The 23,728-nt window shown below is 63.1% G+C and carries 24 protein-coding genes and 1 tRNA gene; 13 read left to right on the top strand and 12 right to left on the bottom strand.

Annotated elements, in window-relative coordinates; genetic code table 11:
- Positions 1-264 precede the first annotated feature (264 nt).
- From J7396_RS09320 to J7396_RS09305, 4 genes are all read right to left on the bottom strand, one after another.
- Positions 265-1,683, bottom strand: coding sequence for a M28 family peptidase (locus tag J7396_RS09320; RefSeq protein WP_209261343.1), 1,419 nt, complete (start codon positions 1,681-1,683; stop codon positions 265-267).
- Positions 1,684-1,806: 123 nt separating this feature from the next.
- Positions 1,807-2,238 carry a large-conductance mechanosensitive channel protein MscL gene (gene mscL / locus J7396_RS09315; protein WP_003487203.1) on the bottom strand — a complete coding sequence of 144 codons (432 nt, stop codon included), beginning with the start codon at positions 2,236-2,238 and terminating at the stop codon, positions 1,807-1,809.
- A gap of 60 nt (positions 2,239-2,298) precedes the next feature.
- Positions 2,299-3,012, bottom strand: coding sequence for a fumarylacetoacetate hydrolase family protein (locus tag J7396_RS09310; RefSeq protein WP_008576826.1), 714 nt, complete (start codon positions 3,010-3,012; stop codon positions 2,299-2,301).
- Between the two features lie 464 nt (positions 3,013-3,476).
- Positions 3,477-3,752 carry a hypothetical protein gene (locus J7396_RS09305; protein ID WP_057681802.1) on the bottom strand — a complete coding sequence of 92 codons (276 nt, stop codon included), beginning with the start codon at positions 3,750-3,752 and terminating at the stop codon, positions 3,477-3,479.
- 258 nt (positions 3,753-4,010) lie between these two features.
- Here J7396_RS09305 and J7396_RS09300 point away from each other — a divergent pair, with 258 nt between their 5' ends.
- Complete coding sequence (locus J7396_RS09300; protein ID WP_209261342.1) at positions 4,011-4,352, top strand: Rieske (2Fe-2S) protein; 342 nt, start codon at positions 4,011-4,013, stop codon at positions 4,350-4,352.
- Positions 4,353-4,412: 60 nt separating this feature from the next.
- On the opposite strand, the gene J7396_RS09295 is transcribed toward J7396_RS09300, so the two are convergent.
- The 4 genes from J7396_RS09295 to thiS all read right to left on the bottom strand — a co-directional run bounded on the left by J7396_RS09295 (position 4,413) and on the right by thiS (position 8,421).
- Positions 4,413-6,275, bottom strand: a complete 1,863-nt coding sequence (locus tag J7396_RS09295) for an SLC13 family permease (protein ID WP_209261341.1) — start codon at positions 6,273-6,275, stop codon at positions 4,413-4,415.
- 65 nt (positions 6,276-6,340) lie between these two features.
- Complete coding sequence (gene trmB / locus J7396_RS09290) at positions 6,341-7,126, bottom strand: tRNA (guanosine(46)-N7)-methyltransferase TrmB (protein ID WP_008576835.1); 786 nt, start codon at positions 7,124-7,126, stop codon at positions 6,341-6,343.
- A 250-nt stretch (positions 7,127-7,376) separates the two neighbouring features.
- On the bottom strand, positions 7,377-8,171 hold the full coding sequence (locus tag J7396_RS09285) for a thiazole synthase (RefSeq protein WP_011348384.1): 795 nt from the start codon (positions 8,169-8,171) through the stop codon (positions 7,377-7,379).
- A 49-nt stretch (positions 8,172-8,220) separates the two neighbouring features.
- Positions 8,221-8,421 (bottom strand): sulfur carrier protein ThiS, encoded by a 201-nt coding sequence (thiS, locus tag J7396_RS09280; protein ID WP_008576838.1) that lies wholly within the window; start codon positions 8,419-8,421, stop codon positions 8,221-8,223.
- A gap of 188 nt (positions 8,422-8,609) precedes the next feature.
- Between thiS and J7396_RS09275 the strand changes: the two genes are divergently transcribed.
- From J7396_RS09275 to J7396_RS09250, 6 genes are all read left to right on the top strand, one after another.
- Positions 8,610-10,394, top strand: a complete 1,785-nt coding sequence (locus tag J7396_RS09275) for an autotransporter domain-containing esterase (RefSeq protein ID WP_014090904.1) — start codon at positions 8,610-8,612, stop codon at positions 10,392-10,394.
- A 118-nt stretch (positions 10,395-10,512) separates the two neighbouring features.
- Positions 10,513-10,586: transfer RNA gene (locus J7396_RS09270), tRNA-Gly, on the top strand.
- Between the two features lie 553 nt (positions 10,587-11,139).
- Positions 11,140-11,832 carry a thermonuclease family protein gene (locus J7396_RS09265; protein WP_209261340.1) on the top strand — a complete coding sequence of 231 codons (693 nt, stop codon included), beginning with the start codon at positions 11,140-11,142 and terminating at the stop codon, positions 11,830-11,832.
- 110 nt (positions 11,833-11,942) lie between these two features.
- On the top strand, positions 11,943-12,335 hold the full coding sequence (locus tag J7396_RS09260; RefSeq protein ID WP_008576845.1) for a hypothetical protein: 393 nt from the start codon (positions 11,943-11,945) through the stop codon (positions 12,333-12,335).
- Between the two features lie 90 nt (positions 12,336-12,425).
- On the top strand, positions 12,426-12,818 hold the full coding sequence (locus J7396_RS09255) for an H-NS family nucleoid-associated regulatory protein (RefSeq protein WP_008576847.1): 393 nt from the start codon (positions 12,426-12,428) through the stop codon (positions 12,816-12,818).
- Positions 12,819-13,095: 277 nt separating this feature from the next.
- The gene (locus J7396_RS09250; protein ID WP_209261339.1) at positions 13,096-13,245 is read left to right on the top strand and encodes a hypothetical protein; all 150 of its coding nucleotides are present in this window, start codon (positions 13,096-13,098) and stop codon (positions 13,243-13,245) included.
- A gap of 196 nt (positions 13,246-13,441) precedes the next feature.
- Here the strand turns inward: J7396_RS09250 and glgX are convergent, their stop codons facing one another.
- The gene (gene glgX, locus J7396_RS09245; RefSeq protein ID WP_209261338.1) at positions 13,442-15,574 is read right to left on the bottom strand and encodes a glycogen debranching protein GlgX; all 2,133 of its coding nucleotides are present in this window, start codon (positions 15,572-15,574) and stop codon (positions 13,442-13,444) included.
- A 471-nt stretch (positions 15,575-16,045) separates the two neighbouring features.
- On the opposite strand from glgX, the gene rimK reads away from it, so the two are divergent.
- The 4 genes from rimK (at position 16,046) to J7396_RS09225 (ending at position 19,645) form a co-directional block, all read left to right on the top strand.
- Complete coding sequence (rimK, locus tag J7396_RS09240) at positions 16,046-16,963, top strand: 30S ribosomal protein S6--L-glutamate ligase (protein WP_008576854.1); 918 nt, start codon at positions 16,046-16,048, stop codon at positions 16,961-16,963.
- A gap of 208 nt (positions 16,964-17,171) precedes the next feature.
- Entirely contained in the window at positions 17,172-17,615 is a 444-nt protein-coding gene (locus tag J7396_RS09235; protein WP_008576857.1) for a hypothetical protein, read from the top strand.
- A gap of 25 nt (positions 17,616-17,640) precedes the next feature.
- A complete protein-coding gene (locus J7396_RS09230; protein ID WP_003490678.1) occupies positions 17,641-18,318 on the top strand; it encodes a response regulator transcription factor in 678 nt (225 codons plus the stop codon).
- Positions 18,311-19,645, top strand: a complete 1,335-nt coding sequence (locus J7396_RS09225) for a HAMP domain-containing sensor histidine kinase (RefSeq protein ID WP_162998398.1) — start codon at positions 18,311-18,313, stop codon at positions 19,643-19,645. Before J7396_RS09230 ends, J7396_RS09225 begins: the two co-directional genes overlap by 8 nt.
- 69 nt (positions 19,646-19,714) lie before the next feature.
- Here J7396_RS09225 and coaE read toward each other — a convergent pair whose 3' ends face one another.
- From coaE to J7396_RS09210, 3 genes are read right to left on the bottom strand one after another with little or no spacing between them, the layout of a single operon-like run.
- Complete coding sequence (coaE, locus tag J7396_RS09220; protein ID WP_209261337.1) at positions 19,715-20,320, bottom strand: dephospho-CoA kinase; 606 nt, start codon at positions 20,318-20,320, stop codon at positions 19,715-19,717.
- Positions 20,321-20,333: 13 nt separating this feature from the next.
- Positions 20,334-21,197: an A24 family peptidase gene (locus J7396_RS09215; RefSeq protein WP_209261336.1), complete on the bottom strand. Its 864-nt coding sequence runs from the start codon at positions 21,195-21,197 to the stop codon at positions 20,334-20,336.
- A 6-nt stretch (positions 21,198-21,203) separates the two neighbouring features.
- The gene (locus tag J7396_RS09210) at positions 21,204-22,466 is read right to left on the bottom strand and encodes a type II secretion system F family protein (protein ID WP_209261335.1); all 1,263 of its coding nucleotides are present in this window, start codon (positions 22,464-22,466) and stop codon (positions 21,204-21,206) included.
- A 348-nt stretch (positions 22,467-22,814) separates the two neighbouring features.
- Between J7396_RS09210 and J7396_RS09205 the strand changes: the two genes are divergently transcribed.
- Positions 22,815-23,207 carry a pilin gene (locus tag J7396_RS09205; RefSeq protein WP_008576871.1) on the top strand — a complete coding sequence of 131 codons (393 nt, stop codon included), beginning with the start codon at positions 22,815-22,817 and terminating at the stop codon, positions 23,205-23,207.
- 92 nt (positions 23,208-23,299) lie between these two features.
- Entirely contained in the window at positions 23,300-23,719 is a 420-nt protein-coding gene (locus J7396_RS09200; RefSeq protein WP_209261334.1) for a pilin, read from the top strand.
- Positions 23,720-23,728 lie beyond the last annotated feature (9 nt).

Here is a 23,728-nt window from a genome sequence, read left to right as displayed (position 1 = left end):
CGCAGTACCAGCGGCGGCTGCCGGTCATCGCCGAATCCACCGCCTACGCACCGCTGCCGAGCAAGTGATGTGCCTCTACCCGGTACGACCCGCGGCCAGTGGCAGCCGCTTCATCGCAACTGCGCACTTGCCAGACGAACGCGCCGTTCTGCGCAAGCAGCAGCGCCAGGCATCGTGCGATTCCTGCATGCGCCTGGCGCTTGAAAACCGGCAAATCACGGCCGAATCGAGCGTTCGGCGCATGCCCCGCATCATCCTGGCCACTCACTCGCTCGGCGGTTGCACGCTCTTCGCGCGGCTGCCGAAATCGCCATCGGCTTCTGCGGCGAGATACGCGAACACGGTGTAGGCGGCCACGTTCTGCGCGAGCGCCTTGGGGTCGATCTTGTCCAGCGTGTCGTCGGCGGTGTGGTGCAGGTCGAAGTAGTCGGTGCCATCCTGCGCCAGCCACCCCCAGGCTCCACCCTTGGCGGAAATCGGCCCGACATCCGGGCCGGGGCCGCCCTTGCCCGGTTCATACGCGATGCCCAGCGGTGCCAGCACCTCGGCAATCTGCCTGGTCGCTGCACGCGAGTCGTCCGGTGCGGCCGCGCCGGTGTTGAACGCATAGATGCGTCCGGCGCCGAAGTCGCTTTCCGCGCCGATCTGATGCAGTGCCATGTCCTTGGCATCGGTGCCGTGCGCGGCGGCATACGCCTTGCCGCCGTACAGGCCTTGCTCCTCGTTGGCGAAGGCCACCACGCGGATGGTGCGCTTGGGTGGCTGCTTGAGTTGGCCGATCAGGTGGCCGGCAGCCATCGTGATCGCCACGCCGGCGCCGTCGTCGATGGCGCCGGTGCCCAGATCCCATGAATCCAGATGTCCGCCGATCACCACCACTTCCTTGGGCTTGCTGCGCCCGGTGATTTCGCCGATCACGTTGTACGAGGTGGCCGTGCCGTCCCAGCCGCAATCCAACTTCAGGCGCACGCGCGTGCTGCCCAATGCGGTGAGCCGCGCGAGCTGGTTGGCATCGGGCACCGACAGCGCTGCAGCCGGCACCGGCGTCAGGCCCTCATCGAAGCGGGTGATGCCGGTATGCGGCACGCGGTGCGAGTCGGTGCCGGCCGAGCGCATGACAAATCCAATGGCACCCTTGCGGATCGCTTCGGACGGCCCCTTGCTGCGCACGGCGCCGCCATTGCCGTAATCCTTGCCGTCGCGCGCCTTGACCATCTGGTAATCGACGAAGGCAATCTTGCCGGCCAGCGAGCCGGCTGGCGCGGCCTGCAACGCAGCCAGCGTTTCGAAACGCACCACCTCGCCCTCGACGGTGCCGCCCGGGCTGCCGCCCAATGCGGTGATGGTCAACGGCTGCGCATGCGCCCCGATCACGACAGCGTGTTCGCTGCGACGCTCCCATTTCGGAAAGGTCACCGGCTCGGTCCATACCTTGTCGAAACCCAGTGAAGCGAATTTCGCCTTGGCCCAGGCCACCGCACGTGGGTCTGCTTCGCCACCTGCAATGCGCGGGCCCACCTCGGTGGTCAACGATTGGACCACCGAAAAGCCGGTGTTGTCTGCCAGCGCCTGCTCGCGTAGCTGCGCTGCGGTACGCAATGCGCTGTCGGGGATGCTGGTCTGCGCGGCGAGTGCGGAGGAGCAGGCGAGTAGGGCAGAGATGGCAACAGCGAGACGACGCATGCAGGGCGGCTCCAACGACAAGGGGACCCCGAGCTTATCAGCGCCAGGTCCCCCGTCTGCGTGCGAAAGGTCATCCTTCTGCGCGAAGTTGCGCCACAGGATGCGCCAGTTGGTTGTGCCCGCTTACAGCGCGCCCGGCGGCTTGAGCGTGTCGTTCTTGAGCGCGTCGCGAATCTCGCGCAGCAGCAGTACTTCTTCGCTCGGGCCCTTCGGCGCGTCCGGCTTGCGATGGGTCACGCGGTTGATCAACTTGACCACCAGAAAGATCGCGAAAGCGATGATCAGGAACTGCACGACGGTGTTGATGAAATCGCCGTAGCCAATGGCAACGGCCGGGATTTCCTTGCCGGTGGCATCGACGCCGGCCGGCTTGAGTACCCACGCCAGGCGCGAAAAATCCACATTGCCGATGGCCCAACCGATCGGCGGCATGATGATTTTCTCCACCAGCGCGGTGACGATCTTGCCGAACGCCGCACCGATGACCACACCGACCGCCAGGTCGATGACATTGCCGCGCATTGCGAATTGCTTGAATTCGCTGACCATTCCCATAGTGCACTCCAACTGCGGTCGCGGACCAACTGCCGCAGCCCGATCGTAGCCGGCTCGATGTCAGCCCGCGATGATGCCGTGGCGCTCGGCGACGTTCTCCAGGCGCGCACTGAACTGGTCGCCCGGCAGCAACGGGCCGACGCCGGCCGGCGTGCCCATGAAGATCAGGTCGCCTGCGCGCAGTGCATAGAGTTTGGAAAGCTCATGCAGGATCTCCGGCACGTTCCAGATCATTTGATCCAGCAACGACTGCTGACGCACCTGGCCGTTGACCTCCAGCGACAGATTCAGCGCCTCCAACGCGCCGACTTCGCCGGCATGCACCAGCTCGCTGATCGGTGCGGAGTGATCGAAGCCCTTCGCGATATCCCACGGCAAGCCCTTGGCCTTGGCCGCGGCCTGCAGGTCGCGACGGGTCAGATCCAGGCCCACGCCGTAGCCGTAGATCAGGCGCTCGGCCTGTTCAACCGGCAACTCGCCGGCCGGCGCATCGCTGCCCAGCGCCACCACCAGTTCCACTTCATGGTGCAGTTCCTTGGTGCCGGGCGGGTAGGGAATGTGGTCGCCGTGGCCGACCACGATGGCATCGGCAGGCTTCATGAAAAAGGTCGGCTGGCCACGCTCGGCCTTGGAGGCTGGTGCGGTGGCGCCCATCTCGCGCGCATGGTCGGCAAAGTTGCGCCCCACGCAGTAGATGCGATGCACCGGAAAACTACCACCACCCACCACAGGAATGCGCGGAACATCGGCGGCGGGAATCACATCGTGGGTCATGCGCGCATCCTCAACATACGGGCAGGTGAGTCTAGCGGTTCGCCTGTGTACGACGGAACCATGACGCTTGCATCCAGTGCATGACATGGCCGATTTGGCAGCGCTGCGAGGCCTCTGAAGCGTCGACGCGTGAGTGGCAATGGGTACAACCAGACGATTGCGAACCCACTACAGAGCTGGCAGTGCGCCGCTGGCGTTCGATGCGAGCGCGGTGTGCATTGATGCGGCAGTGAGAAGACGTGCGCGCAGGGCGGTGAACTGGTGCTCGAAGCAGCACCCAATGCGCCTGTAGCCCATCAGCGCAGCGCAGCACCCGGCGACATGGCACTGCTCAACGCGCGGCAAGCCATCGCACGCCAGGTGTGGCGTGCTGGAATCAAATCATCATCGATGCAGGCATCGGCCAACCCCCGCAACTGCTGCGCAGGTCGAGACCGCGGCGCGGCAATGTAGTCAGCCAGGTGTCAGTGCGACAACGGCAACGCGGGCTTGCGCACCACGTGGTACTCGGCGTCGACCACGCGTGCCTGCTGCGGCGTGCGGCGGTTCGGCTTGCTCAACAGCTTCCAGGCGATGCCGCCCAGGATCATCGCTGCGCCAACGAACACGCTGAAGAAGATCAGCACCGCAAGGATCACCAGACCAGCCAGGCCGGCGGCAACGCGCACCAATGGGTGACGCGGCTTGCGCGGCGCAAACAGGTGATGGAAGTTGCCGAATTGGAAGAGGCGTGCGGGCATGGCGGTGGGCTGCCGGGCAGGAAACGAGCGCGCAGTATCGTTGCGGTTTCATGTCATTGAGTGAAAAGTTCGTTAATTGACACTGCAATTTGCGAAGACGATCACGTGCGGCAGGCGTTGATGACGTCTTATACGGCCAGTTGTGGCCGGTTGGCTGGGCAATGGCGTTGTCCCGCAGTCGCCGTCTGAGGCTCCCCGTATTGGCCAGGCGCGCATGCCACAATCCAGGCCCATCGCCATCGTTGCCCGGTCCCCTGCATGTCGTTGCCATCGCCCACCACGCTTGCCACGTTGACGCAGATTCCCGATGCCGGGTTTCTGGAAGTGGAAGCACTGCTGGAGAGCGGTGCCGAATCGCTGGTGCTGTATCGCGAAGGCACCCAGGTCCGTGCGTGGTTGAATATCTGCCCGCATGCCGGCCGCCGGCTGGACTGGGCGCCGGGGCAGTTCCTGAAGACCAAGGAAGGCCAGTTGGTCTGCGCCGCGCACGGTGCGGCCTTCGAACTCAGCGGTGGCGAATGCGTCAGCGGCCCATGCCGCGGCCAATCGCTGTTTGCGGTGCCGGTGCGGGTTGAAGATGAGCAGGTGCTGCTGGGGTAAGCGCCAGCAACGATTGCCGATGACGCTTTGTCGGCCGCTCGAAAAAAGCGCAACGCCGGATCAGCGCGCCGCCCACCAGAACATCAGGTTGATCACCGATACCATCACCACGATGTAGATCAGCGACAGCGGTGCGCCCACGCGCCACAACTCGCGCGGTTGATAGTTGGCCGGGCCGGCCACCATCGAGATCACCGGGTTGGACGCGGTCATCAGGTTGTTGGACGCCGACAACGCCACGATCAGCGCGAACGCGGTGGGGTTGCCGTTGGCGGCCAGCGCCAGATTGACCGCAATGGGCACCATCACGATGGTCGCGCCCACGTGGCTGATCACCAAGGAAAAAGCTGTGGTCAACAGTGCCAGGCTGATTTCCAGCGCCCACACCGGCACGCCTTCGGGCAGGCGGTCGATGGTGTGGCCGGCAACCCAGGCCGCGGTGCCGCTGCTGTCCATGGCCCAGCCCAGCGGAATTAGCCCGGCCATCATGAAGATGGTCTTCCAGTTGATCGAGGCGTAGGCCTCGTCCATGCGCAGCACGCCGCTGACCAGCATGCAGGCCACGCCGGTCATCAGTGTCAGCGCCACCGGCAGGCGCGAGGTCAGTGCGATCAGGATGGTGAAGGCGAAGATCGCCATCGCGATCTTGAACTTGTGCGGACGCTGCTCGCCTTTGGGGAAGTCGGTCACCGGCACGAAATCGCGGCTTTCCGCCGCCTGCACCAAGTCCTGCCAGATGCTGTGGAAGACCAGCATGTCGCCGGCGCGCAGCGGCACGTTGCGCACGTCTTCGCGGATGACCTGCTTGTCGCGGTTGATTGCCAACAGGCTGATGCCCGCCTGCTTGCGCAAGCGCAATTCGCCGGCGCTCTTGCCGATCAACCGCGAGTTCGGCGGAATCAACGCTTCGGAAATACCGGCCAGGCTGGGATTGAACAAATCGCCCAGGTTGCGCAGGCGCGAGGACATGCGCAGAAACTGGTTTTGCGCAAAGTCGGCCACTTCCTGGCGCGGGCCCATCGCGCCGAGCACGCTGCCGACCCAGATGCGCATATCGGCCGGCGGTGCCAGGCGGGTGTCGTTACCGGTCTTGAGCGCAAGCAGCAACGGTGCATCGTGCAAGGCTTCGGCCTCGCCCAGGGTCATGCCCACCAGCGGGCTTTCGGCGGTGACGGTCAGCTCGAACACATCGCCGTCGATGCCGTAGGTCTTGGCGAAATAGCTTTCGGTGCGCGAAGGCGTCACGCCTTCGTTGATCAGGCGTTCTTCTTCGATCAGCTTGCGGTCGCCGTAGAAGCGGAAGTACAGCAGTGCGGCGATCAGCAGCGCCACGCCGATCGGCAGCGGCGCGAACATCGTCAACGGCTCGATGCTGGCCATGCCCGAGGGCAGGTTGTTGTTGGCCGAGACCAGCAGGTCGTTGAGCAGGATCAGCGGCGAATTGCCCACCATGGTGAGCGCGCCGCCCATCACGATGGCCGCGGCGATCGGCAGCAGCATGCGCTGCAAGGTGAGCCCGGTGCGTGCGGCCAGGCGCGAGGCGACCGGCAGGTACAACGCCATCACCGAGGGGTTTTGCATGAACGAGGAGTTCAAGCCGGAGATGGCCAGCGTCATCATCATCAGGCGCTGCTCGCTGCCGTGCGAACGCCGCAACAGCCAGCTGGCCAACCGGTTCAACGCGCCGGTGCGCTCCAGCCCCGCGCCCAGAATGGTGGTGGCGATGATGCTCATCACCGCATTACCGGAAAACCCGCCGAACAATTCTTCCGGCGCCACCAGTCCGGTGACGCCCAAGACCACCAGCACGATCAATGCCACCACGTCGGCGCGAATGCGCTCGAACAGGAACATCGCCATCGTGAAACCGACCAGCCCGAGGACGAGCTTCATATCGTTGGTCAGCGTCAGCGCGGTGTCCATTGGGGGCCGGGAATGGGGAGTCGGGAATGGGGAATTGGCAGAGCGAAAATTGCGGGCGCTGTGGGTTATCCGGGCGACGCGGGCAGTTGCCCTTGCGATTCCCGATTCCCGATTCCCGAATCCCGGTCATAAAGCAAATCCCACACACCGTGCCCAAGCTTCTGGCCGCGCGTCTCGAAGTGGGTTTGCGGGCGCCAGGCCGGGCGTTCGACGTGGCCGCGCGGGCCGGCGCGATTGACCAGGCCCGGGGTGGCATCGAGCACGTCCCACATCTGTTCGGCGTAATCGGCCCAGTCGGTGGCCGCATGCAGGCGGCCGCCCTCGCGCAGCTTGCGCACCAGCAACTGCGCGAATGCCGGCTGGATCAGGCGGCGCTTGTTGTGCCGCTTCTTGTGCCATGGATCGGGGAAATAGATACGCACTTCGTCCAGCGCGCCGTCGGCGATTTCGTGTTCCAGCACTTCCACCGCGTCGTGGTGATACAGGCGCACATGGGTGCTGCCGTCTTCGTCCAGCGCGTTGAGCAGGCGGCCCACGCCAGGAGCATGCACCTCGATGCCGATGTAATCGCGGCTTGGGTCCTGCTGCGCGGCAAAGCGCAACGCGGCGCCATTACCGAAGCCGATCTCCAGCACCTTGTGCGCATCGCGTCCGAAGGTGGCAGCCAGATCGCGCGGCGCACCGGTGTAGTCCAGCCCGAACCGCGGCCACAGGTCGTCGAAGGCGCGTTGCTGCGCGGGGGTGAAACGGCCCTGGCGCAGCACGAAGCTGCGCACCTGCCGGCGGCCCTCTTCGATGGTGAAGGGCTTGGGCGGCATCTTGGCGCCGTCGCTGGTGAAAGGATCAGTCATGAATTAAGTCATCGGCAAAACGAAAGCCCCTCTCCCACCGGAGCGAGGAGGCACAGTTTGCGCGCCATGGGCGCGCGTGCCTGGGAGCGCCCGCGACGCAGGCACGGGCCAGGGCGCGGAGCGGAGGTTGGGGTGAGGGTACGGCGCGAGGTGGCGCTCGCAGCAACGCGCGATCTGGCAGCGGTCATATCCGGCACTCCGCACTGCCAATCATTGCGCCTCGGCCGCAATGTCAACGCAGACCGCCCACTCATCCAATCACACCATCCACCGGGCTCGACGCCGATGCATAGCGCTTGCGCGGAATCCGCCCGGCCAGGAACGCCTCGCGTCCGGCCTCGATCGCCTTGCGCATCGCGCTGGCCATCAGGATCGGGTCGCGCGCACCGGCAATGGCGGTGTTCATCAGTACGCCATCGCAGCCCAGCTCCATGGCAATTGCCGCATCCGAGGCGGTGCCCACCCCAGCGTCGACGATGATCGGTACCTTGGCGTTGTCGATGATTTCCAGCAGGTTGTACTTGTTCTGGATGCCCAGTCCCGAGCCGATCGGCGCGGCCAGCGGCATCACCGCCACACAGCCGATCTCTTCCAGGCGCTTGGCCAGGATCGGGTCGTCGGAGGTGTAGACCATCACCTCGAAACCATCGGCGACCAGTTGTTCGGCAGCCTTGAGCGTCTGCACCACATCCGGGTACAGCGTCTTCTCGTCGCCAAGCACTTCGAGCTTGGTGAGGTTGTGGCCGTCCAGCAGTTCGCGCGCCAACCGGCAGGTGCGTACCGCCTCTTCGGCGGTGTAGCAGCCGGCGGTGTTGGGCAGCAGCGTGTAGCGCTCCGGCGGCAGCACATCCAGCAGGCTGGGTGCGTTGGGGTCCTGGCCGATGTTCACCCGGCGAATGGCGACGGTGACGATTTCGGCTGCGGCGGCTTCGGTGGCCAGGCGGGTTTCGTCCAGGTCCTTGAACTTGCCGGTGCCGGTGAGCAGGCGCGAACGGTAGTGTTTGCCGGCGATGACCAGCGCATCAGAGGGGGCGGGATTCGTCATGCGCCAATTATCACCGATCGGACGCGGATGCGCCGGCTTGCGCGGCGCATCAGCCGCCGCCCAGCGCGTGCACGATTTCCACCACATCGCCCTCGCGTAATGCGTGATCTGCATGCCGTCCGCGCGGCACGATTTCGCCATTGACCTCTACCGCGACGCGGCGTTGTGCTAGGCCTTCCTGCTCCAGCAGGGTGGCCAGCGGCAAATTGTCCGGAAGCGTGCGCGGGGTGCCGTTGAGTTGGATGTTCATGTCATCATTGTTGCATCGCGTGCCGCTCCGGCGCGCGTTTTTGCGTTATGCGGCAATGCAGCGTGAGCGCGGGCGGCCAGGGTGAAACCATGTGCCATTCGCCAGCGTACGTATGCACGCCGGTCCGGTCCCACTCACTTCAAGCAGGCATTCCGATGGCTTCCACACTTCGCCCGATCCGCTCCCTGATGGCTATGGCCATCGCTATTGCGGCCGCCCCGGCCATGGCCGAGTCGGCCTTCGACCAGACCGTGTTCTTCGGCGACAGCCTCACCGACAGCGGGTATTACAACCCGCTGCTGCCGGCCGCTTCGCGCGCGGTCACCGGCAAGTTCACCACCAACCCGGGTTGGGTGTGGGCCGAATATGTCGGCGACCATTTCGGCACCAATGCCGCGCCCAACGGGAACGGCCAGACCGGCGACAACTACGCTGCCGGCGGTGCGCGCATCCAGGCCAGCTCGGTCAGCGCACTCGGCGCTGCGCCGTCGGTGACCAGCCAGATCAACACCTATCTCACCGCCAACGGCGGCCGTGCCAACCCCAATGCGCTGTACACCGTATGGGGCGGCGCCAACGACCTGCTCGCCGCGTCCCTCGCTCCGGCCCAGGCCCAGGCCATCATCGGCAGCGCAGTCACCGCCCAGGTCGGTGCCGTGGCCACCTTGCAGAATGCCGGTGCGCGTTACGTCATGGTGCCGACCATTCCGGACGTCGGCCTCACCCCGCGCTTCCGCGCCGGCGGCGCCGTGGGAATGGCGCAGGGCACCGCTGCGGCCACGGCCTATAACACCGCCTTGTTCAATGGCCTGCAGTCCGCTGGCCTGCGCGTGATTCCGGTCGACACCTTCCACATGCTGCAGGAAATCGTCGCCAACCCGGGCACCTATGGTTTCAGCAATGTCACCAGCACCGCCTGCAACCCGGCCGTGCCGCTGCCGGCCTGTAACCCGACCAGCCTGGTCGCCGCCAATGCGCAGAACACCTATGTGTTCGCCGATGGCATCCACCCGACCACGGCGGTGCACCAGATCCTGGGCGAATACGCCATCTCGTTGCTGGAAGCGCCGCGTCTGCAGCAGGTGCTGACGCATTCGGCGCAGGCCGGCGGCCGCGCGCGCGCCGATCAGGTGGCCTGGCATCTGGACGGCAAGCCGGACGCCGACGGCATGCGTTGGTGGGGCAGCGTGCGCGGCGACATGCAGCGTTACGACCACGCGGACCTGTACGACGGCATGGCGCCGGCCGGCCTGTTCGGTGTGGATTGGACTGCAGGCGACCTGGTGTTCGGTGGTTTTGCCGGTTTCGGCCGCATGGACGCCGACTTCGGTAACCGCAACGGCAGCTTCAAGCAGGACGACACCACCCTGGGCGGCTTCTTCGGCTGGTACACCGGCCCGGTGTGGGTCAATGCGCAGGTCAGCTACAGCTGGCTGAGCTACGACGTGGACCGCGAAGTCCAGCTTGGGCCAGCCACCCGCGTGCACAGCGGCTCCCCCGACGGCAGCAACCTCACCGCCGCCCTCAACGCCGGGTATTCGCTGGGCGAAGGCAACCTCAAGTACGGCCCGGTGGCCGGCCTGACCTGGCAGAAGATCAAGCTCGACGGCTATACCGAAAGCAACGACAGCGCCACCGCGCTGGGCTACGCCAATCAGGACATCGATTCGCTGGTGGGCCGCGTTGGCTTCCAGGTGCGTCTGGACGGCGCCATGGTCAAGCCGTACCTGCAGGCAACCTACGACCACGAGTTCAAGGACGGCGGCGAAGCCAGCGCCTGGCTGCAGTCGATGCCGGAAGTGGGCATGTACACCGTTCCTGGCCAGAACTTCGATCGCAACTACGCCACTGTCGTGCTGGGTGCCCGCACCGGGCTGTGGGGCTTGCAGAGCAACATCGGCCTGAGCACCACCACCGCCCAGCGTAGCGCCCGCGACGCGACCTTGTTCGTGAACTTCAGCGGCAACTTCTGAGGCGCGGCAAGCCACAGATAACTCACACGCAACATCTGAGGGCCGGGCAACCGGCCCTCGTTCTATCTGCGCACATTGCGCCGGACACCTGCGCCCGCATAAACTCTGTCAGCGCCAGGCGGGCGTAGCTCAATGGTAGAGCTGTAGCTTCCCAAGCTACTGACGTGGGTTCGATTCCCATCGCCCGCTCCATATCCGGCACGTTTTCTTGCCGAGCGCATCGCTCCGCAGTTCACTCTCCCCGATTGATGCAGCCGGTGATCAGGTGATCGGCGCTACGCGATTGCGCATCACTCTGAGCCACAGCGCATCGACGTTGGTCATCGCGCGTTCGGTGTTGGCAGCGTCCCGCGCTGTACATGACGCATCGTGCGCAACGAGCGGCGCAATGTGCATGCTGATGAAGTTCGCCTCTGGCACCCGTCTGGTCATTGCTTCGGCTGAATATCCTCCAGCGAATTTTCGCGTGTCATCAATAGCGACAGAGCGCGCTTATCTGCCTGCGCGCCATCCATCACACTGCGTGCCCGCTCTGCGCATGGAAGACATCTGAAGCCTGCACAAAGAACGAGCAAAAAGGATGGGCATCGCGGATGGATTGGCATACAGTGCCCGCCCCTGCGCTGGCATTGGTTGCCGGCGCAGATGTCAGGTTCGATGGAATGCTTGACCAGGCCGACCGGCTGCAGTGGCACTAAGGCAAGACACGCGGAGCGCAGTCTGCCGATTGGAAAGGAAGTGGCTGTTGAAGTTGTTGAAGTTGTTGAAATGCTGGGTGTTGTCGGTACTGGTGCTTATTGCTTTACCTGTAAGTGCTGCAGAGCTGGTTGGTCGTGCAACGGTGACCGATGGTGACACCATCACCGTTGCCCATCAGCGCATCCGTCTGTGGGGCATCGATGCGCCGGAGAGCGCGCAACAGTGCAGCGCACACGATGGCAGCGCCTGGCCGTGCGGCCGCCGCGCTGCAGCGGCATTGGATGGCTATCTGCTGGACAAGACCGTGCATTGCCAGCCGAAAGATACCGATCGTTATGGCCGCAGGGTCGCCGAATGCTTCGTGCAGGGGCAGTCCGTCAATGCCTGGATGGTGCGCTCTGGCTGGGCGGTCGCCTATCGTCAATACGCTACCGCGTTCGAGGTAGACGAGCGCCTCGCGCAGCAGCAGCGCCGCAATCTCTGGCAGGGCGCGTTTCAGATGCCGGCAGACTACCGCCGCGACAAGAAGGCGCGGACAGCAACCACGCGCCAGGTTGCAGCATCGGCGCCAATCAACTGCAGGATCAAGGGCAATATCTCCAGTGACGGCAAGAAGATCTTTCATATGCCGGGCCAGCGCGATTATGCAAAGACGCGCATCTCGCCGGCGAAGGGCGAGCGCTTCTTCTGTTCGGTGAATGAAGCGGCCGCTGCGGGGTGGACACCGGCGCGGCGGTGATGGTGTTGCGGCGTACCGAGGCCCGCCGGCCTCCCGGCTTCTGAATTTTCTTGCGCAGAGTCGGGGAGATCCCGATTGAGCCTGCTCTAGCGCCGCCGCATAGTGCAGGCATGACCACCCATTCCCAACTCGTCGGCGCGCTGATCAAGGGGATGCGCCGTGCCGAGTCTGCGTGGGTGGCGTCGATCGCCTACGGCGCCGGGCTGGCAAGGCACGTGCGCACCGGCCATGTCACGCCGGACAATGCGGGCAAGGTCCTGGACATGTTCGCGCTCGATCCCGAACAGATCCGCGAACTCGGGCTGATTGGCGTGGAGGAGCTGGGCGAGGCGGTCTACCACGCCTGGTCGATCAATGCCGGCGAATTGGATCGGGTGGTGCAGTGGTTTCGCACGCCGCGGGTGGAATTCGTCGGCAAGCACTGCAGCGAACTGATCCGTGCCGGGCGAATCGGCCCGGTCCTGACCATGGCCCGCGAGCACGCCCTGCTGCGCCATCGCTGAGCGCCAGCAGACCCGCACGGGCCCGGGCGCTTTACGCTGGGCGGCCCAGCGGCAATACTCGTTGACCCGCCCATACCTCATGTTTTGCCAATGCGCCAGGATTCGCCCGCTTCACCCACCGCCGCCGCCCGGGCTCAACTGCTGGAAGAGCTGCGCAAGCTTGAGCAGGAAGAAGCGCAGCTGAAATACGCCCAGACGCTGGAAGCCTTCGACCAGGTGATCGAGGTACTTACCCAGTTCGGCAACCGTTTCAATGCCAAGCAAAAATCCCAGATCGCCTCGCTGGCGATGACCGGCAAGACCAAGGGGCCGCTGTCTTCCACCGGCGAAGTGGTCGCCAAGTACTGGATTCCGCATTCCGGCGAAACCTGGTCCGGCCGTGGTCGTACGCCGCGCGCCTTCAAGGCCTGGGAAGGCACCAGCTCTTATAAAGAGTGGAAAGCCAATCATCCGGACAAGCGCTTCCCGCTGTATCCGGGTTGAGTCGCCCCACAAGGGATGTCGAAGGCCCGCAATGGGCAAGGCGTTGCTTTTGGCCTTCGATCTTTTGGTGAATGTCTGGCGCACAGCGCCCTGCTTTGCGCTTGTTATTCCAAGACACTTGGCTGATTTCGGTGGTCTGCGGAGCCAGGCCGGACTTTTGATGATCTGGCAGCGATAGATGTTGTGGTGTTTGCACGCTTCAAGTCCGGTTGGCCGCAGATTTTTTGGTGGCGTCTGCTGGCTTTTGGCCGTGGAATGAACACTCGAGTGCCGCAAGTTGCGTGTCTTCAAACAACGCATTCAATTCCCGATTTCAAGCAAAACCCACGCGCTCAATCATTGCGAGAAAGCATTCGCCGTGTTTCCCGCGCAAATCCCGGCGATGGATGCTGACCTGCTGATTCCTGATCCAGGGAGCAAGCAATGATGACGCGGCCAACGTGAGAGATCGCACAGACTCGCTGTGGTGTTGCCATCGGCACCATTACCCTGGCCACGCGCAATCCGCGTAGCGCACGCAAGACCCCTCCGTCATTCCATCGTCGGAAACAAAAACGCTTGCTGCCTCTCCGATGCCGGCAGGCAGCAAGCATCGCTGCTGAGTGCGCGTTGCTGGGGCAGCTTTACTGGTCGCTCTTGCACTCGAAGACCGACACGCTGCGCGGCGGGGCCAGGAATTCGCTGGCACCGGCCGGCATCATGTCTACTTCCAGCGCTTCGTCGGTCGAGAGCACCAGCTTCCAGTGCACCGGCTCATCGGAGGAGGGCAGGGTGAAGGTCACGCCCTCGTGATAAGCATTGATGACGATGAGCAAGGTGTCGTCATTGGCCAGTTCCTTGACCCCCGAGGTCTGCGCCTTGCCTTCCAGCAGCAGGCCCACCGAGCGCGCGGCGGGGTCGGTCCAATGCGCATCGTCCATTTCGATGCCGCCTGGATTGAGCCAGGTGAGATCGCGCAGACCGGCTTCTTCGTTGTATTGGCCGTTGAGAAAGCGGCCCCGCGACAGGATCGGGTAGCGCTTGCGCAGACGGGTCAGTGCCTTCACGAACTCGGTCAGGCGGCCGTCGGTCGGATCGTTTTCCCAGTCCAGCCAGGTGATTTCGTTGTCCTGGCAATAAGTATTGTTGTTGCCCCCCTGGGTCTGCGCACGCTCGTCGCCGCTGAGCATCATCGGCGTGCCTTGCGATAGCAGCAGCGTGGCAAGCAGGTTCTTCATCTGCCGCTCGCGGATCTGCAGCACCTCGGCGTTATCGGTGTCGCCTTCTTCGCCGTAGTTGCAGGAGCCATCGTTCGACGAACCGTCGCGGTTGTCCTCGCCGTTATCGATGTTGTGCTTTTCGTTGTAGCTGACCAGATCGCGCAGGGTGAAGCCATCGTGCGCGGTGATGAAGTTCACCGACGCCCACGGGCGCCGGCCGCGGCGATCGAATAGATCGGCCGAACCGGTGAAGCGGGTCGCAAATTCCGCCAGCTTGCCGTCTTCGCCTTTCCAGAATTCGCGCGCATTGTCGCGGAACTTGTCGTTCCACTCCGACCAACCCGGCGGGAAGTGGCCTACCTGATAACCACCTGGGCCGCAGTCCCACGGCTCGGCAATCAGCTTGACTTCCGACAGCAGCGGGTCCTGGTTGCAGGCATCCAGGAAGCCGCCACGTTGATCGAAGCCACTCGGCTCGCGGCCAAGAATGGTGGCCAGATCGAAGCGGAAACCATCCACATGCATTTCGCCGGCCCAGTAGCGCAGCGAATCGTTGACGAACTGGATCACCCGCGAATTGCTCAGATTCAGCGTATTTCCGGTACCGGTATCGTTGATGTAGTAGCGCTTGTCGTCGGCTAGGCGGTAATAGCTGGCGTTGTCGATACCCTTGAACGACAGGGTCGGCCCCAGCTCGCTGCCTTCGGCGGTGTGGTTGTAGACCACATCCAGAATCACTTCCAGACCCTGCTTGTGCATGGCCTTGACCATGTCGCGGAACTCATCGCGATGACCGCTGGACAGGTAGCGCGACTTCAGCGCGAAAAAGCCGATGGTGTTGTAGCCCCAGTAGTTACGTAGCCCCTTGTCGAGCAGATGCTGGTCGTCCAGGTAGGCGTGTACCGGCAATAGCTCCACCGCGGTGATGCCCAGGTCCTTGATGTACTGGAGTACCTGCGGCTGGGCCAGGCCGGCGAAGGTGCCGCGCACTGCCTCGGGTACCTGCGGATTGCGCATCGTGTAGCCGCGCACATGGGTTTCGTAGATGACCGTCTCATTCCACGGCTTGAGCAGGCGCGTGTCGTCTCCCCAGTCGTAGGTGTCTTCGACCACCACGCACTTGGGCATGAAGGGTGCGCTATCGCGCTCGTCGAAGCTCAGGTCGCCATCGGGATGACCCACGGTGTAGCCGTAGAGCTCGTCGGACCAGATCAGGTCGCCATCCAGCTCGCGCGCATACGGGTCCAGCAACAGCTTGTTGTGATTGAAGCGATGACCTTCGGTCGGCGCATAGGGACCATGTACGCGATAGCCATAGCGCTGGCCCGGCTTGGCATCGGGAAGATACCCGTGCCAGATTTCCTTGGTGTACTCCGGCAGGTCGACGCGGGTTTCGTTGCCCTGTTCGTCGAACAGGCACAGCTCGACACGCGTGGCATGCGCGGAAAACAGCGCGAAGTTGGTGCCCTTGCCGTCGAAGACGGCACCGCGTGGGAACGGGCGCCCCTGACGGATGCGGGAGGGATTGGCATAGGCCGCGCTTGCTGGACGTCGCATGGAGAGTCTCGGATGCGCCGGCACGCCGGCATTGAGGGGCCTCAAGCATTGCGTCTACAGCTGTGCAAAACGCGTTACGGCAACAGGGGTGTGGCGTGAGGGCGGCCGTCGGAATCGTTGACGTGGCGTGCCCTCGCAACGTCCCGTCGGCGCGCACGCGCGCCACAGTGCGGCCATGCGCAAGCAATCGGGCAAGGCCACCGACTGGTTGCGATCTGGGTGAGGTCCGCGCGAAGTGCGTTGCGCAACCACGCGTCTGCGTTGCTTGAGCGACGCGCCAACGCCCTGCTAGCATCGATCCGGTTGAGGCCGTGCAGCCACAGCGTTGTTGGACTTGTCGCGGTACTTCGCTCTTTCATTCTCGGGGCCGTCGCAGTCGGCCTGATCGCAGCGTATATCGCGGGCCTGCCGCGAACGCGCAATCGGCCTGCACTGTACGGACTTGGGTCACTTCGTCATCAGACTCTGCCCATGTCCAAGCCGCGCCGCGTACCTGCCGCGATGAAAATCGCCATCCTTTCCCGCAACAGCAAGCTGTATTCGACCCGGCGGCTGATCGAAGCCGGACGCAAGCGCGGGCACACCGTGCGCATCCTCGACCCGTTGCGCTGCTACATGCGCATCGCCGCCGACGGCTTCAGCCTGCACTACAAGGGCAAGCCGATCACCGGCTTCGATGCGGTGATCCCGCGCATCGGCGCCTCGGTCACCCGCTATGCCACCGCAGTGCTGCGCCAGCTCGAGTTCATGGGCACCTACACGCCCAACCCGTCGGACGCCATCCTGCGCTCGCGCGACAAACTGCGCGCGCATCAGTTGTTGGCCGCGCAGGGCATCGACATGCCGGTCACCGTGTTCGGCGACAACCCCGACGACACCCAGGACCTGCTCTCCATGCTCGGCCCGCCGCCGCATGTGGTGAAGTTGAACGAGGGTGCGCAAGGCGCCGGGGTGATCCTGACCGAAAAGGCCAGCGCCTCGCGCGGCGTGGTCGAAGCGCTGCGCGGGCTGTACGCCAACTTCATCGTGCAGGAGTTCATCGGTGAGGCCGAAGGCGCCGACCTGCGCTGCTTCGTGGTCGGCGACAAGGTCGTCGCGGCGATGCGCCGCCAGGCGGCCGAAGGCGATTTCCGGTCCAATCTGCACCTGGGTGGCACTGCAGCCGTGGCCGAGGCAACCGAGCAGGAGCAGGAGGTGGCGGTGCGCTCGGCACGCGCCTTGGGCCTGGCAGTGGCAGGGGTCGACCTGATCCGGTCAAAACGCGGCCCACTGGTGCTGGAGGTCAACTCCACCCCAGGTTTGGAAGGAGTGGAAGGCGTGTGCGGCGTGGATGTGGCCGCGGCGATTGTCCAGCACCTGGAGCAGTCCGTCCGCCGATCGGCCGGCTAACGGCTTTATCAAAAAATTAACGAAAATCTAATTACGGCCTCGCTAGCCTCTTCCGACCGTAGCTCCGCTCTCGGCAGTGACGGTGATCGGGATGAACTTTTGGCCCAAGTGCGGTGTCGCACTTGGGCCTTTTTATGGACGGCTTGCCGCTGTAGGGGTTCGCGTCTACATTCGCCAATGTTAAATCGGTCGGGCAAGGAGGCGTCGCATGGCAAAACGGTGGAGTGTTACGGGACTGCTGCTCGCGACGGGCCTGATGAGCGGTCATGCATTGGCGGTGGTGCTCGATCTGGACAAGCCGTTCAAGCCTCAGGCGGCGCAGGTCCGCACCGACCTTGCCGACGGCGAGAAGTACTCCGAGATCAGTCAGGATGAGCGCGCTAAGGTGAACGCTGCGCTGGATCGGATCGAAGCAGCATTCCAGACGCAGCCAGATATCCAGGCACTGCAGCCAGAGCAATTGGCAGCGGTTCGCAACGATCAGGAGCTCGTCACCCGAATTTTGACCAAGGCACGCGAAGATAGCCGGCTGATTTGTCGGCGCGAGCGCGCGACTGGGTCGCAGATGAGTACGAAACAGTGCATGACGGCTGCCCAGCGGCGCCGTCAGACCACGGTGAGTCAAGACGAAATTTCTCGGCGCCAGCGCTAAAAACAGCTTAACGAACGAGGTTCCAGTGCGAATTCTAGTAATTGAAGACAACAGCGATATCGCCGCAAATCTCGGCGATTACCTCGAAGACCGTGGTCATACGGTGGACTTCGCCGCCGACGGGGTGACTGGCCTCCACCTTGCCGTGGTGCACGAGTTCGACGCCATCGTGCTCGACCTCAACCTGCCTGGCATGGATGGCATCGAGGTCTGCCGCAAGCTGCGTAACGAGGCGCGTAAGCAGACCCCGGTGTTGATGCTGACCGCGCGCGACTCGCTGGACAACAAGCTGGCCGGCTTCGACTCCGGCGCCGACGACTATCTGATCAAGCCGTTCGCGCTGCAGGAAGTGGAGGTACGCCTCAACGCGCTGTCGCGTCGCGGCAAGGGTGTGCACACTCGCGTGCTGGAAACCGGCGATCTGGAATACAACCTGGATACGCTGGAAGTGCGTCGCCGCGGCAAGCTGCTGCAACTCAACCCGACTGCGCTGAAGATCCTGCAGGCGCTGATGGAAGCCTCGCCGGCGGTGGTCACGCGCCAGGAACTGGAAACCCGCGTGTGGGGCGAAGAACTGCCCGATTCGGATTCGTTGCGCGTGCATATCCACGGCCTGCGCGCCGTGGTCGACAAGCCGTTCGATGTGCCGATGATCCAGACCCGCCACGGCATCGGCTACCGCATCGCCTCGCCCGATGCCTGAAAGTACGGGCGAGACGCGGCCGGCGCGCAGGCGCGGCCGCTATCGGCGGCGCCTGCGCAGCCGCATCATCCTGTCGTTCGTGTTGTTGGGCTTCTGCCTGACAACGCTGTTCGCCTTCGCCACCAACTGGGCGCGCTCGCGCGTGGAAAACCAGTTGGTGGAAGACGTGATGAACCGCAACATCGACGCCTTCGCGCAACGCTTTTACTCCGATCCGATGCGCAATCCCGATCTGCCCCTGCAGCAGATGCGCGGGCGCGTGGTCAAAAGCGACAAGTTCGAAGCGCTGCGCCGCGAACAACCGGAGTGGTACCAGCTGCCCGACGGCATCCACACCATCACCGGCGTTGACGAAAGCGGCAATACCTATTCGTACAAGCTGGCGGTGCGCAAAACGCCGAGCGAATGGTTCTTCCTGGCCTACGACATGACCCAGGCGTTGAAGGGCGAAATCCAGCTCAAGCGCACCCTGATCTTGTCGGTATTGGTGTTCAGCGGGTTTTCGCTGCTGATCGGCTGGTGGTCTGCGTCCAAGGTGATGCGCCCGGTCTCCGATCTGGCTGCGCGCCTGCGGGCCTATCGTGGCGGCACCAGCCAACCCAAACCGCTGGCGGCGCATTTTCCGGACGACGAAGTCGGCCAGCTGGCCGAAGCGCTGGACGACTACTCGGCGCGTCTGACCGAAGTGGTGCAGCGCGACCGCGAATTCAACGCGGACGTGAGCCACGAACTGCGCACGCCGCTGGCGGTGATCCGCGGCGCTACCGAGCTGCTGCTGACCAAACCGAACCTGGACGAAAAGGTATTGCAGCGGCTGCAACGCATCCAGCGCGCCGAGCAGCAATGCAGCGATTTGATCGGCTCGTTGCTGTTGCTCTCGCGCAACGAGCGCGGGCAGGGCAGTAGCAACGTCGCCAAGGTGGCCGAACAACTGATCGACTCGCACCGCGCGCAGCTCGGTGGAAAACCCCTGGAGCTCGTGCTGGAAGGCGTGCGTGACCTGGTCATCGATGCCCCGGAATCGGCCCTGTCGGTCGCGCTCGGCAACCTGATCGGCAACGCCGTCAAATACACCCAGGATGGCCAAGTGCGCGTGCGCGTGCTGGGCGATGCAGTGGAAGTGATCGATTCAGGCCCCGGCCTGAGCGAAGAAGACGCCGCCAAACTATTCCAACGCGGCTACCGCGGGACCCATGCCGGCCACTCGCAAGGCGGCGGCATCGGCTTGTCGATCGTCAGCCGTCTTTGTGATCTGTACGGCTGGCGGGTCAGCGTACGGCCAGGGCAGGAGCGGGGCGTGATTGCGACATTAGCGTTTCATCGCTAGTTCGGCATTGCAACCTGTCATGTTTTGCGCTCCCGTCGATGGGGTGCGCGGAATTACAGGAAAGACGCGCTAATTCGTACGCTGGCGATAGCGCGCGTCGAGCTCGTGCGCCGCTCGAATCAGATGTGCCGGCTGGCCATCGTTGACCACGACATCGTCCGCCAGCGCAAGACGCTGCTCGCGGGACGCCTGCGCAGCGATCATCTGATCCGCCAATTCCGGCGTGCTGCCATCGCGGCGCATCAATCTTGCATGTTGCAGTTCGACTGGCGCATCGATCACCAGCACGCGATCCAACCAGGGATAGGCTGCGCGGCCACCCGCCTCGGTGAGCAAAGGGATCGCGACGATGGCATAAGGACCTTCAGCCGCCTGTGCCGCGCGCTGCAACTCTGCACGGATAGCCGGATGCGTAATTGCTTCGAGCGCTTTGCGTTGCGTCAGATCTGCGAAAACAATTTTGCGCAGCGCGGAGCGGTCCAGCGTGCCATCCGGCAGCAGGATGCCCGGTCCAAAGTAGTCGATGATGCAATCGAGAACAGGACCCGGCATGACCACCTGCCGCGCAACCACATCGGCATCAATGACCGGTACACCCAGCTTCTCAAACTCGGCGGCCAGCGCGCTCTTGCCGGACGCGATGCCGCCCGTAAGACCGACGATGAAATCACTCATCGTCGTGCCAGGGTCAACGCAGACCCGCGAATTGCAGGTAGCCGTCCACCAGGTCGTTGCCCCAGAAGAACACCACCCAGCCAGCGATGGCGAGGTACGGGCCAAACGGGATTGGGGTGGCGCGGTCGCGGCCCTTGGCGACCAACCAAGCCGAACCCAGAATGGCGCCGACCAGCGAGGAGATCAGGATGATGGGCAGGATGCCTTTCAACCCGCACCAGGCGCCGAGCGCGGCCAGTAGCTTGAAATCGCCATGGCCCATGCCTTCCTTGCCGGTGAGCTGCTTGAACAACCACCAGACCGTCCATAGCGACACATAGCCAACCGCCGCGCCCAGCAGAGCAGGTTTGGCCGGCATGTAGAGGTTGTCCATCGAGCCGACCAGACCCAACCACATCAGCGGCAAGGTCAGCTGGTCCGGCAGCAGCTTGTGGCGCAGGTCGATGCCCGACATCGCCACCAGGAAGCAGCTCAGCACGATCGCGCCGAAGCCCTGCCAGCCAAAGCCGAAGCGCCACACGCTGGCGACGCACAGGATTGAGGTGAGCAACTCGACCAGTGGATACTGAATCGAGATCGGCTTGCCGCTGTAGCGCGACTTGCCACGCAGCATGACCCAGCTCAGGACCGGAATATTCTCCCACCACTTGAGCTTGTCGCCTGTCACCGGGTCGTGCGAGGGCTCCACCACGATCCCCGGCGGCGGCGGCTCGTAGATGTCCGGCAGCTCCAAAATCTCGCGCGCATCCCGCCGCCACTGCCACTCCATGCGCTTGGGCAAGCGCAGGATCACCACATTCAGGAAGCTGCCGATCAGCAGTCCCAGTCCGGCCGCGGCAGGAAAGCCGAGACCGGGATGCTGGTCGAGAAATGCCATTACGTCTTATCCAACCACCGAAGCGAGCTTGAAGATGGGCAGGTACATGCCGATGACCATGCCGCCGACCACTGTACCAATGAACACCATGATCAAGGGTTCGATGAGGCTGCTAAGTGCATCTACAGCATTGTTTACTTCCTGCTCGTAGTACTCGGCTACCTTGAACAGCATGGCATCCAGTGCGCCCGCTTCCTCGCCGATCGCTGTCATCTGGATCACCATGTGAGGGAACAGATTGACCTGTTTCATAGACACGTTGACCGGATAACCCACCGATACGTCCTCGCGCATACGCAGTACGGCCTTCTCATAGACTGAGTTACCGGTGGCGCCAGCAACAATGCCGAGTGCCTCCACCAGTGGCACGCCCGCCTTGAAGGTCACTGCGGTAGTGCGCGCAAAGCGCGCAATCGAGCTGTTATGCATGATCTGGCCAATGATCGGCACCTTGAGCACCAAGCGATCCATTCCATGCTGCATCGCAAGCGAGCGCTTGTAGGCAAAGATGAAGCCCACGATCGAGCCAACGATCACAAGCAGCAGTAGCCACCAATACGAGACCATGAATCGGGACGCATTGACGATCAGCTGGGTGAAGGCTGGCAGTTCTGCGCCGAACCCCTTGAACACATCCTCGAACTGCGGCACGACCCAGATCAACAAGATCGAGCTGACGAGCAGGGCAACCGCCACGACCATCGCGGGATAGAACAGCGCCTTCTTGATCTTGCCCTTTAGGGCTTCCAGATTCTCTTTATACGACGCAATTGTGTCCAGGACGGTTTCCAGCACACCAGCGCCTTCGCCGGCCTTGACGAGGTTGCGATACAGCTCGTCGAACTGCACTGGATGCTTGCTTACCGCTTCGTGCAGAGAAGAACCGCCCTCGATGTCGGTACGGATTTGTCCGACCATCTGTTTCATGCGAGGGTTTTTGTGACCATTGCCGATGATCTCCAGCGACCCAACGATAGGCACGCCAGATTTCATCATGGTGGCCATCTGGCGACTGAAGAACGCAATTTCCTTAGGCGTGATCTTCTTGCCTGCCGCGCCAAACAATGGCTTGGGCTTGGGCTTGACGACGCTGGGCGTGATGCCTTGGCGACGAAGTTCTGCCCGTAACATATTGGCGTTGCGGGCGATCTGTTCGCCCTTCATTTTTACCCCCCGCTTGTCTGTCCCCTCCCAGACGAACGGGCTCATCTGTTGATCGGCGCTAATGGCCGCTGGCTTGCTCTTGATGGTGCTACGGACTGCCGACATGTCTGATCCCCATCCGCCATCCCCAGGCGGATACCCAGGCGATGGTAACGGGTTCTTCATCTTATGGCATCTCTATGGGCGCTCTGCTCCCAGTGGAAGCAGGCGGCTGACCCCCCGCGTCACTTATTGACCCATGCGGGCCTTGGCGCAACTCCGTCTCAAATCAGAGCAACCCGCATGCTTGCGTCGCAAGAGTAGGGCATTATCGTCGCTCAGGAGTTGAATAGCAGCGCCGCCGCGACGTTGGCACGCATTTTGCTTTACAAATCCTGCACGTGGCACCCGCCGCGCGGCGCCCAAAGGGAGTGGCCCGCGGGCGGACAACTTCACCAACTCTAGGGGATACCTATGAAGAAGCAGCAAGGCTTTACGCTGATCGAACTGATGATCGTGGTCGCGATCATTGCCATCCTGGCCGCCATCGCGCTGCCGATGTATCAGGACTATGTCGCCAAGTCGCAGGTGACTGCTGGTCTGGCCGAAATCACCCCGGGCAAGACTCAGTTCGAAGTTAAGACCAACGAAGGCAGCACGATGAGCACCCCCGCGCAGATTGGTCTAAGCTCGTCCACCACGCGTTGTGGCATCACGGTTTCCGCTACTACCATTGTTTGCAACCTTAAAGGAAACGCGGCAAAGGTCAAGGATAAGAACGTGACACTGACGCGTACCGCTAGCACGGGAACTTGGGCTTGCAGCAGCAGTGTTGACGCGAAGTACAAGCCGGCTGGCTGCAGCTGATATAGAAAATCATGTAGAGAAAGCCCCGTATATCGGGGCTTTTTTAATTGTGATTGGCTGTTGAGTGGCATGTCCCTGGGGGAGAGGCGATCATGAGCACGTCTAAAGGCTTTACATTAATAGAGTTGATGGTCGTCATCGCAGTCATTGGAATACTGGCCGCAGTAGCTTTGCCTATATATCAAGGCTACGTGGCGCGGACCCAGGTTACTTCGGCGCTCGGTGAAATTTCGGTCGGGAAGACGAGCTACGAGCTCCTGATCGCGAAGGAGGCAGCAGCCTCCGAATTCACTGCAGAAGGCATTGGCTTGCAGGCAAGCACAGTGCGATGCAGAACCGTCGACGTCACTTTTCTTCCTGCAACTTCAGCAGGATCGATTAAGTGCTCAATGAACGGCGCGCTTGAGGTTCAGGGTAAGGAGATACGCTGGCAAAGAGACTCCTCCGGCAGTTGGTCCTGCCTGAGTACGGTAGGACAGCGGTACATACCTAAGGGCTGCCTGGCGTCGTGACCAAATTTG

Source organism: Xanthomonas sp. A1809, from assembly GCF_017746015.1.
In the GTDB taxonomy this organism is placed as follows: domain Bacteria; phylum Pseudomonadota; class Gammaproteobacteria; order Xanthomonadales; family Xanthomonadaceae; genus Xanthomonas; species Xanthomonas euvesicatoria.
This window is presented reverse-complemented; position numbering and strand designations above follow the sequence as displayed.